This window comes from Immundisolibacter sp., assembly GCF_041601295.1.
Lineage (GTDB): Bacteria > Pseudomonadota > Gammaproteobacteria > Immundisolibacterales > Immundisolibacteraceae > Immundisolibacter.
In genome coordinates this window covers 1-14,840 of sequence record NZ_JBFIII010000078.1, presented here as the reverse complement: position 1 = coordinate 14,840, position 14,840 = coordinate 1, and the positions used below count along the sequence as shown (strand labels likewise).

Annotated in this window: 11 protein-coding genes; 5 read left to right on the top strand and 6 right to left on the bottom strand. The window is 66.6% G+C overall.

Features of this window, described 5'->3' with window-relative positions; all coding sequences use genetic code 11:
* The 3 genes from ABZF37_RS10640 to ABZF37_RS10630 form a co-directional block, all read left to right on the top strand.
* The coding region (locus ABZF37_RS10640; protein ID WP_372719697.1) for a glycerol-3-phosphate dehydrogenase C-terminal domain-containing protein at nucleotides 1-297 on the top strand (297 nt) is incomplete at its 5' end.
* Between the two features lie 18 nt (nucleotides 298-315).
* Nucleotides 316-1,821, top strand: a complete 1,506-nt coding sequence (glpK, locus tag ABZF37_RS10635; RefSeq protein ID WP_372719695.1) for a glycerol kinase GlpK — start codon at nucleotides 316-318, stop codon at nucleotides 1,819-1,821.
* A gap of 177 nt (nucleotides 1,822-1,998) precedes the next feature.
* On the top strand, nucleotides 1,999-3,177 hold the full coding sequence (locus tag ABZF37_RS10630) for a magnesium transporter (RefSeq protein WP_372719693.1): 1,179 nt from the start codon (nucleotides 1,999-2,001) through the stop codon (nucleotides 3,175-3,177).
* A gap of 195 nt (nucleotides 3,178-3,372) precedes the next feature.
* Here ABZF37_RS10630 and ABZF37_RS10625 read toward each other — a convergent pair whose 3' ends face one another.
* The 6 genes from ABZF37_RS10625 to ABZF37_RS10600 form a co-directional block, all read right to left on the bottom strand.
* The gene (locus ABZF37_RS10625) at nucleotides 3,373-6,876 is read right to left on the bottom strand and encodes an FAD-dependent oxidoreductase (protein WP_372719691.1); all 3,504 of its coding nucleotides are present in this window, start codon (nucleotides 6,874-6,876) and stop codon (nucleotides 3,373-3,375) included.
* 73 nt (nucleotides 6,877-6,949) lie between these two features.
* Nucleotides 6,950-7,624, bottom strand: a complete 675-nt coding sequence (locus tag ABZF37_RS10620; RefSeq protein WP_372719689.1) for a zf-HC2 domain-containing protein — start codon at nucleotides 7,622-7,624, stop codon at nucleotides 6,950-6,952.
* A gap of 118 nt (nucleotides 7,625-7,742) precedes the next feature.
* Nucleotides 7,743-8,852: a DUF4340 domain-containing protein gene (locus tag ABZF37_RS10615; protein ID WP_372719687.1), complete on the bottom strand. Its 1,110-nt coding sequence runs from the start codon at nucleotides 8,850-8,852 to the stop codon at nucleotides 7,743-7,745.
* Entirely contained in the window at nucleotides 8,839-10,719 is a 1,881-nt protein-coding gene (locus ABZF37_RS10610; protein WP_372719685.1) for a Gldg family protein, read from the bottom strand. Before ABZF37_RS10610 ends, ABZF37_RS10615 begins: the two co-directional genes overlap by 14 nt.
* Nucleotides 10,720-10,741: 22 nt before the next feature.
* A complete protein-coding gene (locus ABZF37_RS10605) occupies nucleotides 10,742-11,479 on the bottom strand; it encodes an ABC transporter permease (RefSeq protein ID WP_372719683.1) in 738 nt (245 codons plus the stop codon).
* Nucleotides 11,476-12,438, bottom strand: coding sequence for an ABC transporter ATP-binding protein (locus ABZF37_RS10600; RefSeq protein ID WP_372719681.1), 963 nt, complete (start codon nucleotides 12,436-12,438; stop codon nucleotides 11,476-11,478). The genes ABZF37_RS10605 and ABZF37_RS10600 overlap by 4 nt, the downstream gene beginning before the upstream one ends.
* Nucleotides 12,439-12,573: 135 nt before the next feature.
* Here ABZF37_RS10600 and ABZF37_RS10595 point away from each other — a divergent pair, with 135 nt between their 5' ends.
* Together ABZF37_RS10595 and ABZF37_RS10590 are read left to right on the top strand one after the other, a co-directional pair.
* Nucleotides 12,574-13,404 carry a carbon-nitrogen hydrolase family protein gene (locus ABZF37_RS10595; protein ID WP_372719679.1) on the top strand — a complete coding sequence of 277 codons (831 nt, stop codon included), beginning with the start codon at nucleotides 12,574-12,576 and terminating at the stop codon, nucleotides 13,402-13,404.
* Nucleotides 13,405-13,612: 208 nt separating this feature from the next.
* On the top strand, nucleotides 13,613-14,689 hold the full coding sequence (locus ABZF37_RS10590) for an alkane 1-monooxygenase (RefSeq protein WP_372719677.1): 1,077 nt from the start codon (nucleotides 13,613-13,615) through the stop codon (nucleotides 14,687-14,689).
* Nucleotides 14,690-14,840 lie beyond the last annotated feature (151 nt).

Below are 14,840 nucleotides of genomic sequence, written 5' to 3'. Positions count from 1 at the left end.
GCCCAGGTGCGCCGACGCCATGCCTGGCTGCCGGCGCATATTGCCTTTCGGCTGGCCCGCAACTATGGCACCCGCATCGACCATATCCTGGACGGCGTGCACCATCTGGGCGGCCTGGGGGAAGCGGTGCTGCCCGGCTTGTATGCGGCTGAGTTGCGGTATCTGGTACACGAGGAATTCGCTCGCACGGCCGAGGACATCCTGTGGCGGCGGACCAAGCTGGGCCTGGTGGCGCCGCCGGGTGCCGACATGCACCTGCAAGCCTGGCTGGATGGTGCCGGGCTTACCCGGGCTTGAACCAGGAGGGCGACTGCGATGGCCTATTTGCTGGCTCTGGATCAAGGCACGACCAGCTCGCGCGCGTTGGTTTTCGACACCGATGGCGCGCTGGTGGCGATGGCTCAGCAGGAATTTGCCCAGCATTTCCCGCAGCCCGGCTGGGTGGAGCATGACCCGGAACTGATCTGGCAAAGCCAGCTTGCCGTGGCGCGCCAGGCGCTGGCGCGGGCCGGGATCGGCGGGCGGGACCTGCTGGGCCTGGGCATTACCAATCAGCGCGAGACGACGCTGCTGTGGGAGCGCGCGACCGGGCGGCCGATACACAACGCCATCGTCTGGCAGGACCGGCGCACGGCCGAAGCCTGCGACGCGCTCAAGGCGCAGGGTTTGGAGGCACTGTTTCGCGAGCGCACCGGCTTGCTGCTTGATCCGTATTTTTCGGGCACCAAGCTGGCGTGGATGCTGGACACGATTCCCGGCGCACGGGCGCGCGCCGAGCGCGGCGAACTGGCCTTCGGCACCGTGGACAGCTGGCTGATCTGGCGCCTCACGAATGGCCGCGTGCACGTCACGGACGTGACCAACGCCTCGCGCACGTTGATGTTCGATATCCGTGCCCAGGGCTGGGACGATGACCTGCTGGCGCATTTGCGCGTGCCGCGTGCGGTGCTGCCGCAGGTGTTTTCTTCGGCGGCGGATTTCGGTACCACCGAAGCGGACTGTTTCGGCGCGCCGGTACGCATCGGCGGCGTGGCCGGCGATCAGCAGGCGGCCCTGTTCGGCCAGGCTTGCACCACCCCCGGCATGGTCAAGAACACCTACGGCACCGGCTGTTTCATGCTGATTCATACCGGCGAGCAGATAACCCCGGCGGCGCAGGGTTTGCTGACGACCGCCGCCGCCCAGGGGCACGGGGCGCCGGCTTATGCCCTGGAAGGCAGCGTCTTCGTGGCCGGCGCGCTGGTGCAGTGGTTGCGGGATGGGCTGGGCATCATCGAAAGCTCAGGCGACATTGAGGCCCTGGCCACCTCGGTGCCGGACACGGCGGGCGTTTACCTGGTGCCGGCGTTTGTCGGTCTGGGTTCGCCGTACTGGGATCCGGCTGCTCGCGGCGCGCTGTTCGGCCTCACGCGCGGCGCGACCGGCGCCCATATCGCCCGCGCCGCGCTGGAGGCCATCGCCTTCCAGTCGGCCGAGTTGCTTGAGGTCATGCAGGCGAGTACCGCCAAACCGATCGAGGCGCTGCGGGTCGATGGCGGCGCGACCGCCAATGCACTGCTGATGCAGATCCAGGCCGACCTGCTGGGTATTCCGGTGGTGTTGCCGCGTATCCGGGAGACCACCGCCCTGGGCGCGGCCTACCTGGCCGGCCTGCAGGCCGGCGTGTGGGGTTCGGCGGCCGATATCGCTGGCTATTGGCAATCCGAGCGCGTCTTCGAGCCGGCCATGTCCCGCGACCAGGCAGCCACGCGCATGGCACGCTGGCGCGACGCGGTCTCGCGGACCCGCGGTTGGGAAACCGCGCTTGACGCGCGGGCCTGACCCAACCCGCGCCCACGTCGGTAATGAGGGTATGCCGGATGTGCGTGTTACAGGGTGGTGTTATCCATCCTGCGCCCGACGCTTCACGGCCGGATGCCACTGGGCGCGCGTCACGCCTGGGGCCACCGCGCTCGCCTAAACTGGGCCAGGGCACCTGAGAATCACCTGGAGCATGCAATGACGCACGGCGTTGACCTGACGGACCTGGCCAGGAAGATCCAGGCCCAGACTCTGTCCGAAGCCGCGCAGGCGCTGGCAGGCCGCACGCCGCAGGAGGTCGAGTATGTCCTCGCGCGGTTGCCGGAGGCCCAGGGCCTGGCCATCGCGTCCTATCTGGCGGATGGCGCGGGGCCGCACACCGCCGACTCGGACACGGCCATGGCGGGTGTGGAGGAATTCGTCGAGGAACTGCTCAGCCCGATCCCGGCCGCCCTGCCGGCGGACTGCACAGCGGCCGAGGCCATCGCCTTTATGGTGAAGGCCAAGGACGTTTCGGACATTACCTATATTTACGTAACCGCCGCGCAGCGTCTGGTCGGGGTGGTGGCGATGCGCGACCTGATCCTGGCCGGCCCGTCCCAGACCCTGTCCCAGATCATGACCGCCGAACCGTACGCGTTTACCGGCGACACTCCGATCCGCGAAGCCATCGCCGAGGCCATGCACCGCCACTACCGCATGTACCCGGTGGTGGATGAGAACCAGCAGATGGTCGGTGTGGTCAGGGCGTGGAAACTGTACGAGCGCATCGCTAGCGAAATCAGCGCTCAGGCCGGTGCCCAGTACGGTGTCTCGCGCGAGGAGCAAATCGGCACCTCGGTGCTGGCGGCATTTCGCATGCGCCATCCCTGGTTGCAAGTGAACCTGCTGACCGCCTTTGCCGCGGCTTTCGTGGTCGGCATGTTCGAGAACACGATCACCCAGATGGTCGCGCTGGCGGCCTTTCTGCCGGTGCTGGCCGGCCAGAGTGGCAACACCGGCTGCCAGGCCATGGCCATCACCCTGCGTGGGATGACCCTGGGCCAGCTGGCCGATTATTCGGTGCGTGACCTGCTGCGCAAGGAGATTCTGCTCGGCGCGCTGAATGGACTGCTGGTGGGTGTGGTGGCGGGCGCCGCCATGTTCGGCTACGCCACGATGTCGGACTCGGCCCGGCCATTGATGCTGGGCGTGGTGGTTCTCGTCGCCATGATCGGCGCCTGCGTCGGCAGCGGCGTTCTCGGGGTTCTGGTGCCGCTGACGCTCAAGCGCCTCGGTGCCGACCCGGCCACCGCCAGCAGTATTTTCCTGACCACCTTCACCGACATCATGGGCATGGGCCTGATGCTGTTTCTGGCCACCGGCCTCATTATGTGAGGCGGGCACGGAGCAGCTGCCAGCTTGGCCCAGGCTGCCCTAGGGAACCGCTGATTTATTCAGCGGCTCCCCCAGCGCAGGGACGCGCTGCCAAAATCTGTGGCTGTAAGTCACTGATTTTGTGAGTCATCGGAAAACCACGCTTTTCCGATGACGGGCGCTGACAAATCCAGGACGGATTTATTCAGCGCTTCCCTAGTGGCGCAGCAGCAAGCGGCGCAGGCTGCGGTCTATCCACTGCGCGGTGAGCTTTTCCTGCACGCCGTTCTGGCGCAGGCGCTGGCCCAGGCAGGCGAAATCCACCTCGTCCAGCGGCTGGTCCTGGTTGAAGCAGGTGAACACCGGCGCCAGCGGCGTGCCGCTGGCCGGATCGCGCCGTCCCTGCAGGCACTGGGCGCACACCTCTTTCATCATGCATTGCATCGGTGAGTTGATGGAGCCGATGGCGACGTGCGGCTTCAGCAACGGCTTGAGCTCACCGTGGCGCGCGGCGGCCACGGCCGCCATCATGCGGTCCGAGCCGATGACGATCATGCGGTCGACGTCCGACAGGGCAATCGACACCTCGCCCAGTTGCCCCGTCGCATAGGCGCGCATGGCCTGCACCATGTTGCCGGTGAAGGCGCGGTCCTGCGCTCGGCCGGGCGTGAAGCCGGGCGCTTCATCGCAGGCCCAGACGACCACGTCGGCAGCGGCTTCGACGTCCGCCACGCGGTAGCGGTCCCGCGCGAATTTGTAGCCGGCGAAGTAGACCACCCGTGAGCCTTTCTCGCGCAGCGCCCGGCCGATCGACAGCAGCACCGCGTTACCCAGGCCACCGCCGGCCAGCAGCACGGTCTCGCCGGCCGGGATCTCGGTCGGCGCGCCGGTGGGGCCCATCAGCACCACCAGTTCGCCGGGCAACAGATGCGCGCAGATGTCCGACGAACCGCCCATCTCCAGCACGATCAGCGCCACCAGGCCGCGCGCCTGGTCTACCCAGGCGCCGGTCAGGGCAAGACCCTCCATGGCCAGCGTGGTCGCGTCGTCGCGTCGCGCCAGGGTCTCGAAATTCTGCAATCGGTAGAACTGGCCCGGCTCGAAGCGTCGCGCCGCCAGGGGCGCGTACACCACCACTTCCACGATGGTCGGCGTGAGGCGCTCGACGCGCTCGACGCGCGCCCGCAGCAGATCGTGCAGGCGGTGCTGGAACGCGCCTGCGCCCTCGGCGCTGGCCGGTGCGCGCGCGGCCAATAGTCGGCTGACCACCGGGTAGCCGCGCTTGGCGCTGGCCATGGCCTTGACCACGTTGCCGGCGAAGCTCGGGTGCAGGTCGCCGAAAAAACTCACCGCCCGGCCGTCGGACCGCAGTTCGGTCAGCATCGGCACCTCGCCGGACTTGGCCAGGCGTGGCGCCGCGTGTGGCGCGCCGCTTTCATCAAGACTGCGGAAATAACCGCCGTCCAGCTCCAGCGCACTGGGCGCCTCCCGCTGCAACACGGTGTTTGGCACGGTGCCGGCGGCGACCAGAATGGCGCGCGCGGCCAGCACCTGCCGCTGTCCGGTGGCGGTGAGGCGGCCGTCAGCGCCGACGCTTTGCCGTTCGACTTCGAGCCCGCTGGCGTGGCCGTGGGTATCCACCTGTACCGCGGTCGGTGCCAGGCACTCGGCGAACTCGACGCCTTCTTCCAGCGCTTTGAGGACTTCTTCGTGGTTCAGCGTGTAGCAGGGGGCGTCGACCAGGCGTCGCCGATAGACCAGCGTGGCGCCACCCCAGGACTTGAGCAATTCCAGCAGGCGCGGGGCGCGACGCTCGGCGGCAGCCGCCGCGCGTTCGGCACCGATGGCCCGCGCATGGGTGATGAACTCGTCCGCGATGTCGCGTTCTTCGTCATTCCAGGCCGCGCGCACGGCGTCCAGCCCGCGTTCGGCGCACAGCGTTTCGTAGCGGACCAGGAATTTCTCCACCTGCAAGGGGTAGTACGCCAGCGCCTCGGTGGCGGTGTCGATGCCCGTCAGGCCGCCGCCGATTACCAGCACCGGCAGGCGCAATTGCAGATTGGCGACGGAATCGTGTCGCGACGCGCCGGTCAGTTGCAGCGCCATCAGGAAATCGGAGGCCTGGCGCACGCCGCGGGCCAGGCCGTTGGGCACGTCCACGTACCGCGGCCGGCCGGCACCCATGGCCAGTGCCACGTGGTCGAAGCCCAGGCTGAACGCGTCGTCCAGCGTCAGCGTGCCACCCACGCGCACGCCGCCGTGCAGGCTGAACCCGGCCCGCCGTTCCAGCAGCAGGCGAATCAGCTTCAGGTAGTTCTTGTCCCAGCGCACGGTGATGCCGTACTCGGCAACACCGCCGAAACCGGCCATGACGCGTGTGTCCAGGGACTCGAACAGCTCCTCCACGTCGTGGATCAGGCGCGGCAGGCGGCGTGTGCCGTCGGTCTCGACGCCGGTCAGCTCCGCCGGCAGTGGCTCGATCTTGAGGCCATCGACGCCGACCACGGCGTGGCCGTCGTTCAGCAGGTGGTGCGCCAGCGTGTACCCAGCCGGACCCATGCCGGCGATCAGCACCTTGCGGCCAGTGGCGGGAAGCGGCAACGGGCGTTTCAGATCGAGTGGGTTCCAGCGCGTGAGCAGGCTGTAGATCTCGAAGCCCCACGGCAGGTCCAGCACGTCCTTGAGCGTGCGCGTCTCAACCTGCGGGATGTCGACCGGTTCCTGCTTCTGGTAGATGCAGGCCTTGGCGCAGTCGTTGCAGATGCGATGCCCGGTGCCGGCCACCATCGGGTTGTCGATTGTCACCACCGCCAGCGCGCCGACGCTGTAGCCGTGCGCCTTCAGGTGGTTCATCTCGGAGATGCGCTGGTCCAGCGGGCAGCCCTGAAGCGGCACCCCCAGTGGCGTGTTGCGGAAGCCACCGGATTTGTCACGCAGGCCGTGCGAGCATGAATCGCGGCTCTGCTTGTGGCACCAGATGCAGTAATTGGCGTGATCCTGGGCATAGGTCAGATCGCCGCCGGGGTCGGTCAGCGCAAAGCCCTCGCGCTGGCGCAGTTGTTCCGGCGGCAGCGTGTAGCGGGTAATCGCCTTCTCGTGGACTTCCTGGACGGGTACCAGGTGCTGCGGGTCGAGCTTGTGCGGTTCGCGAAACAGCACGCCATCGCCATGGCGCGCGCGGCCGGCTGGGGTGTGCAGTGCCCAGGCGGCGTAGCGCAGGGCCAGCTCCAACGCGGGTGCATGCTGCTGCGAGGCTTCGCTCCAACGGTTGACGTGGCGGGCAAAGGCCAGCTCGGTCAGCGGTTCGCCCATCATGTCGGCGAGCGCCGCCTCCAGGGCTGCGCCGTCCTCGTCCAGCGCTTGCTCCGGGGTGATCTTGTGCGCCGCCTGGCGCTGTACGAACTGGCGTTTGCAGCCGAACAGTGGCGCCAGTTCATGGTGGCGGGCCTGCAAGCTGCGCACCTGAGCACCGACCCCGAACAGTTCGCCGATGAAATCTTCCAGCTGCGGCGCGAGCTCCAGCAGCAGTTCGCTATCGGCCTGGTCGACCAGGTCGGCGGGCGCCGCGCGCGCCGCCAGTAGCCGATCGAGCAGGGAGTGATCGCCGGCTCGCAACCAGGACGCGAAGGCGTGATCCAGCTGAACCAGCGCAGCGTCGTCGTAGAGCAGCTCGGTTGGAAGGTCAAAGCCGAGCTGCAAAGCGGGCGTAGCGGAAGACATGGCGGCGCGGGGACTTGCGGAGGATCGCCTATTGTAGGCGAGGCGCCCGCTCGGGCCGCGCCCGGAGCGGTCGCTACAATTCCATACCCGGCAGCGCCTGTTGCAGGGTAGCGGTTGCCAACCGCGCTGCCGCCGGGCTGTCGGCGACGAGGCCCAGCAAGACGCCCGGCAGGGCGTACTCGGCGACCACGTGCTGGTTGATCAGCGTGGTTCGGGAGCGGTCGTCGGCACTGCCGCGAAATACGAATACCGCCACCTCACCGGCCGATGTCACCAGAACCAGGTGCGCGGCCTGGCGCAGCAGCACATGGCAGGGGTGGGCGTAATGAACCTGCTGCAGGGGACCGGTCAGGGTCAGTCCATAGGTCGCCAGCAACTGCTCGATTTGCGGGGCGGGTATGGCCTCGGTTGCCAGCGGGCTGGAGTCGTGGCGGGCCTGCGCCAGCATGGCGGCCGACAGATCATCAGTGCGGTCGAAAACCTGCCACACAACCACAGCGGTCAGCAAGCTGGCAGCGGCGCCGGCCAGTGCCAGCTGCCGACCGGTGTACATCGCGCGCCTGGCCGGTATCGCCTGGGTGTCACCCAGGCCGCGCAGGGCGCCACAAACGGCCCGGTACTGGCGCAGGTAGCGCCGGCAGCCTTCGCAGACCAGAAGATGCAGGCGAATCGCCAGTCGCTGGCGCCAGCCAAGCTGGCTTTCCAGGTAGTCAGTGGCCTGTTCGGTAAAGTCTCGGCAGCTAATCATTCCCGATCCGGCGGCAGAATGTCCTGAGGCAATGCCCAGCATGCGCCAGGCGGCGCTTCACCGGCTTTAGTCGCGGCGCCGGGCCGAATGTTACAGACCGTGCCGGTAACCGGCCCGGTCAGCTGCGACCGGGCATACCCGGTAGGCGGGGCATTCCTGGCATGGACGGACCGGCTGGCTCTTCGCGCGGCGGCTCGTTCGATTCCAGTACGTCTTCCAGTGTGGGTGTGAAGGTTTCGGCGGTGTGGGGCGGAATCACGAACACCCAGTCCGCCAGACGCTGATTGAGGTGCTCGGCCTGCGGTGCCACGGCGGCGCGTTGTTCGGCACTGGCGCTGGCCGCCACCGCTGCGCTCAGACGCACATGCGGCACCTGATTCACCCGCACCGTACGGGCGGTGACAGACAGCCCATCGAAGGTATCAAACACGCTGCTGGTCGCCTGCCCCCAGTCGGCCGCAACTTCGTCCGGCTTGAAGACGTTTTGCAAGGTCAGGTGCTGCAAACCATAGGCCATGGCAGCAATGCCGGTGGCGCGCGGTTCGCGACCGGCCGGCACCCCGGAAAGCGTGAATGCCTCGCCCGGCTTGTCGCGCTGTACGGTAACCGGCGCACTGCCGGGATGGGTAACGGTGACCCGGCTTACTTGCGCCTGCGGCAGGTCGACGGCCTCGCCATGCAGCCACAGGGCTGGAGCACGCTGCGGGTCGGCCTGTCCCTCGGCCAGCCAGGTCTGGTCCTGGTCCGGACGGCGCAGGTATATCTGGCGTGGACCTTGCCCGGCTGCGGCGCGGTACTTGCCGAGCACCACCGCCGCTAGCACCGCGTCGCCCTCGCCCAACAGGCGGACCTGCGCGGCGCGCGAACCGGCCTGATCCGGAGAGGTGAGGTTCAGCGCCTGGTGTCGGGCCGGGTCGCTGGTGCGTGGCTCGATCAGGACCAACCCGGCCAGACCCTCCAGCAATGCCCGCACCTTGGCCGTGTCGGCCGGGAAGTCATGCTTCTCGACCACCGTCCACTCGCTGCCGTTGCCGCGCAGTGTGACCAGGTCGTCGGCCGAGCGGATTTCGATGCGCCGCACCTTGGCCGCTTGAGCGGGCAGGTCCGGAAACAGCTTTTCGGAACGAGCGTCGTAGCCGGTTCGCTGGCCGGTGTCCCGCACTGCCCAAATGGTGGCCAGTACCAACGCCAGCGTGACACCGGCAAGAATCCACTTAGCCCGTGACATGGCGATCTCCTGCCGGGCGTCGGCGGCCACGGGTGAGCGCGACCAGCGCCGCCGCAAAACCGATCAGCAGCGGAATAAGGCCGATGTTGATGAACTTCAGTTGCGTTTCGAGGCGGTCGATTTCCTGGCGCAGCTTGTGCTGCACTTCCCGCAGTTCGCGGCGCAGGCGCACTCGTTCGGTCTGGAAGCGCTCTATCTCCCGCTGTTGTTCGGCGCTTATCAGCGGTCCGGCCTGCTCGCCGCGCCGGGCTTGCAGTTCGGCCAGTTTCTGCTCGGTTTGTTGCAACTCCGACTGCAGGCGCTGCTCGGCGGCGCGAAACTCCTCCTGCGCCGCCCGATTCATGGCCTGGACCACGGTGAACGGTCGCGCATACGTGCCTTGCGAACGCACACCGATCAGGTCGCCACTGCCGGTGAGGTTGTCCACGGCGTTAATGAAGAAGGCGCCGTTGTCGGCGAAAGGCTCCACCATCCGGCTGCCGCGAAATTCGTTGACCTGGGCCCAGAACCGGTCGTAGATGAAGTCGGCATCGGCGACCACAATCAGGTTGGCTGGTACGGCGGATTGCTTGAGGACTTCGCTTGGCACCTCGGCGCCCTCAGGCGGGCCGTCGGGGAAGGCGGTTGTCAGAGTGCCCTGCACGCGGGCCGCCATTACAAAGTGCTCGTCGCCAGGCTTGAAGTCGCGCAGCAGACTGCCTGGGTCGGGCTTGTCCAGACCGTCGGTGCCGACCAACATCGCCTGCTTGCTGGATGAAATCAACGGCGTGAACTCGATTTTCGAGTCCGGCAACTTGGCCAGGGCGCCGACCGTATTCATGTACATCTGGCTCAGACGGGCGGTCACGATGTCCTTGCGGTCGAAGCGGCTGGATTTCAGGTCCAGCCAGACCAGGTATTCCTGCGGCGGCGCGTCCTCGCGAAAGGACACCAGGCGGGCCGCCTCGCGGTCGCCGATCACGCCCGGCTGGATCTGCATGCCCCAGGCGCCCAGCAGCGGACCCAGATCCGAACCCGCCTTGGGCAGGGTCATGGTGGGCATGATCGGGTCGCGCTGTGGCGGTTCGACGTCGCTGTAGGGATCGAGCAGCACCAGCGCACGGCCCCGGCGCAGCAGGTACTGGTCGATGGCGAACTGCGTCGCCGCCGACAGGTCCTTCGGGTGGATCAGCACCAGCAGGTCGGCATCGTCGGGAATTTTCTTGTCGAAACTCGACAGCACGCGGACCTCGAACAGTTCGCGCAACTGCTCGATCACCGCCCAGGCGGGGGTCTGCTGTTGCTGCATGGGCATCATCGACCCGTTCACGGGCAGCGAACTCATCACGGCTACCATCGGTCGACGCGACGTGTTCAGCTTGTAGATGAGGCGGGTCAGGTCGTATTCGAGGGTGTCCTCGCTACCGGGCGACAGGAACGGGATCACTTCCTCGCCGTCGGTCGTGTTGGTCGCGGCCAGGCCGAAGTAGGCGGTCTCGCCACCGGCTCCCCCAAGCGGCAGACCCCGCACGCCAAACTGTACCGCCCGGTCTTCGGCGTCCGAAAAGGGTTCGGGGTCGATCACCTTCAGCTGCAACTTGCCATGCGAGCGCTCGGCGTATTCCTTGAGCAGTGCCTGCACACGGGCGGCGTAGGCCTGAATCTGCGGCACATCGCGCAGCGCCTCGCGCGAGAAAAACAGGTTCAGCGTGATCGGTTCCTCGAGTTTCTCGACCACGGCCCGCGAGCCGGCGCTGAGCGTGTACAGGCGATTCTCGGTCATGTCCAGGCGCCAGCCGCCCAGCACTGTGGCGGCCAGGATGTTGACCGCCAGCAACAACACCACGGCCAGTACCAGGCTGCCGGTGGAAAGAACTCCGCGTCGCATGCGATTTCTCCTGCGGCCGGCGTCAGCCGGCGGCTTTCTTGGCTTCGACCAGCACCGTGTTGGCATACAGCCACACCCCGATCATGCTGGCGAAATAGACGATGTCGGGCAGTTCGATGACGCCGGTCTGGATAGCCTCGAAGTGACGCAGGAAGCTCAACGAGGCCACCGCCTGCGTCAGCCAGCCCGGCGCCCAGGCACCGAAGAAATCGAGCACGATTGGCAAGCCGCTGACGATGAACAGGAAGCTCACCACCACCGACAGCACGAAGGCGATCACCTGGCTCTTGGTCAGCACCGAGATGCAGGAGCCTATGGCCAGATACGCGCCGGCCATCAGCAAGCTGCCCAGATACCCGGCCATGATGGCGCCGTGATCCGGGTTGCCGAGGTAACTGACGGTAATCCAGATCGGGAAGGTCAGCGCCAGCGCCACTCCGGTGAACAGCCAGGCGGCCAGAAACTTGCCGACCACCGCCTGACCGGTGGTGATCGGCAGCGTCATCAGCAGTTCGAGCGTGCCGGTCTTGCGCTCCTCCGCCCACAGGCGCATGGCCACCGGCGGGATCAGTACCAGGTACAGGTACGGGTGGAACTGGAAAAACGCCACCAGATCGGCCTGGCTGCGCGAGAAGAACTGGCCGAGATAGAACGTGAAAATCCCGCTCATGAACAAGAAGATCACGATGAAAACATAGGCCAGAGGCGTATAGAAATAAGCCGCCAGTTCGCGCCGCATTACCGTCAGCATGGCATTCATGAGCGCGTCTCCCGGCCGCCAACTTCGTGTGTCATCTGGCGGAACACGTCATCGAGACGACCTTGCTCCACGTACAGCTCGTCGGCGTGCCAGCCGGCCTCGCGCAGCTTGCCGCTGACCGCTTCCAGAATGCTGCGCCCGTGGCTGGCCAGCAGACGCAGACGCAGATGCTCAGCGGCGTCCTCCAGCACCTCCACGCGGGCTACGCCAGGTACCGCCGCCAGTTGTTCGCGCTGGTCCGCCGGACCAGCCGGTAGCACCAGCACCACCGCGTTGTGATACTGCGAACGGCTGGCCAGCTCCGCCGGTCGGCCGTCGGCCAGAAGGCGCCCGCCGGCGATGATGACGGCGCGGCTGCAGATGGCCTCGACCTCTTCCAGGATGTGGGTGGAGATGATGATGGTCTTGTCGGCGGCGATGTCGCGGATCAGCTCGCGGACCTCGTGTTTCTGGTTCGGGTCCAGGCCGTCGGTGGGCTCGTCCAGGATCAACACTGGCGGGTCGTGCAGGATGGCCTGCGCCAGGCCCACGCGTCGCTTGAAGCCCTTGGACAGCGTTTCGATGGACTGGTCGAGCACCCCGCGCAGGGCCATGCGGTCGACCACGGCGTCGATTCGGCGGCGCCGGTCGGCGGCTTCCAGGCCGCGCACGCTGGCCACGAAATCCAGAAACCGCCGCGGCGTCATGTCGCCATACAGGGGCGCACCTTCGGGCAGATACCCGATGGCTGCCTTGATTGCCAGCGGCTGCGCCGACAGCGCCATGCCGCACACTTCGACCTCGCCGCCGGAGGGCGCCAGATAGCCGGTGATCATCTTCATCGTGGTCGACTTGCCGGCACCGTTTGGCCCCAGAAACCCGACTACTTCGCCACCACCGACGCTGAACGAAAGATCGTCCACCGCCCGCAGGGCACCAAAATCCTTGGTCAGATGACTGACCGTGACCCCTGGCTGCATGTTCCCCCTCTCAATTCAGATGCCTGCTGCCGTGGCGGCGATGCAAAGGCCCGGCATTCTAGCCACATGCCGCCATCGGCGCCCCAAGTTGGCTAACATTCGGCGTGGTTCGACCGCGCAGGACAAGGCAAGTTCATGACCGACGTGTTCACCGCTGCGGTGGTGCAGATGGTGTCTGGCAGCGAGTTGGCCGCCAATCTGGGCAGTGCCGGACGGTTGATTGCACAGGCCGCGGACCGCGGTGCTCGCCTGGTGGCCCTGCCGGAGAATTTCGCCCTGCTGGGCCGTCGCGAGCGGGACAAGTTGGCGCTGGCCGAAGCCGAAGGCGCGGGTCCGATCCAGGATTTTCTGGCCAGCACGGCGCAGCGGCATGGCGTCTATCTGGTGGGCGGCACCATCCCGTTGCGCGGTGCCGACCCGCAGCGGGTGCGCGCCGCCTGCCTGCTTCACGGCCCAGACGGTCGGCGCCTGGCGCGCTACGACAAGATGCACCTGTTCGACGTGGAAGTCGGCGCGGCCACCGGCGGCGGCGAGCACTATCGCGAGTCGGCCAGCATCGAACCCGGTGACCAGTTGGTTACAGTGGACACGGAACTGGGCTGGATCGGCCTGGCCGTGTGCTACGACCTGCGCTTTCCGGAGCTGTTCCGGGCGCTGCTGGCCCAGGGCGCGGAAATCCTGGTTTTGCCGTCGGCCTTCACCGAGACCACCGGCGCTGCCCACTGGCATCTGCTGTGTCGCGCCCGCGCGGTCGAGAACCTGTGCTACCTGCTGGCGCCCGGCCAGGGCGGGCTGCACGACAACGACCGGCGTACCTATGGCCACAGTCTGATTGCCGGGCCATGGGGCGATGTACTTGCCGAACACGCCGACAGCGGCCAGGGCATCGCCAGTGCCGACATTGACCTGGCTGCCTTGCAGCGCCTGCGGACGCGCTTTCCGGCGGTACAACACCGGCGTTTGTGAGTGGGCGTCGGAACTCGCGGATGAGCACCTCAGACGATTCTGACGCGGAGTCATCAACCTCCCTGGACAGGTCTTAATACTGACTCGGGCAGGGGCAGGCAGATCGCCGCGCGGATCGGCCGTAAACTCCTAGCGAAACAGCGCCCCGACACGCCGCCTGGTTGGTCCCAGAGTGGATGATCAGGCGGCTATCCCAGGAGGTTTGAATTTGGACACGGTTCGCTATTTCTCCAGCCTGCTGGTGATCGCCATCGCGACGGCGGGGCTTGCTGTTGGCGGTATCGGTGCCTGGACCGGCATCGGTTTGTTTGTGTTGTTGGCGCTGGTCGACAGCGCCATGCAGCCGGATTATCGCCAGCGCCAGATTCGCTACCCGGCCATGGTCCGGGCCTTGCCGTACCTGCATTACCCGGCGCTGCTGGCGTTCTGGATGGTGTTTGGCTGGCAGCTGGGCGTGGGTGCCATCAGCGGCTGGCACATTCTGGGCGGGGTGCTGTCGGTCGGGGTGTGGAACGGCACTATCGGCCTTGCCACGGCGCATGAGCTGATGCACGGCAAGTCGCTGCTGGCGCGCACCGGGGCGGACCTGATTGGCACCTGTTATGGCATTCCCATTACCGATCTTGGGCACGTCCACGTGCATCACATTCACCTGGATACGCCACAGGATGGCGACACGCCGCGGCGGGGCGAATCGCTGTACCGGTTCGTGCTGCGGTCGGTGGCGGCGCAGATCGGCGCCACCTTCGAACTCGAATTTGCGTACCTGGAGAAAATCGGCAAATCGCCCTGGTCGCCGCGTGGCCGGCTGTTCTGGGGGGTGGTGTTCGAACTTGGCTTTGCGGCCGGTTTCATTTATCTGGCCGGCTGGATAGGCCTGCCGATTCTGCTGCTGACCTGGGTGCTCGGCTTCACCGTGATGGCGGACTATAACTATGTACAGCACTACGGTCTGGTGCGGGTGCCTGGCTCCACCATCAAGCCGCACCACGCATGGAACCATCTGCGGCCCCTGAGCCGGGTTCTGGCCTACGAGATCACTACCCATTCCGAACACCATCTGAATCCGGATGTGACCTATGTTTCGCTGACGCCGATGCCGGACGCACCGCAAATGCCGAGTCTGCTGGTGTGTTTTCTGGCCAGTATCCTGCCGCCACTGTGGGACGGGCTGATCGCCAAACCCCGCTTGCAGCACTGGGACCGGCACTTCGCTTCAGCCGAGGAGCGGGTGCTCGCACAGCAGGCCAACCAGGCCGCCGGCTGGCCGGACTGGGCGGTCTGACCCGGTCGCTCCATTCCTGCTGAATACTCCGCCTGCCCGCAGCGTGCGGACGGGGTGTTCTCCATGAACCTGCCAAACACCGAATGCGAGGTCTAGCGACGGATGTACCAAAGCCTGTTGCCGATGATTCTGATTCTGGCATCGGGCCTTG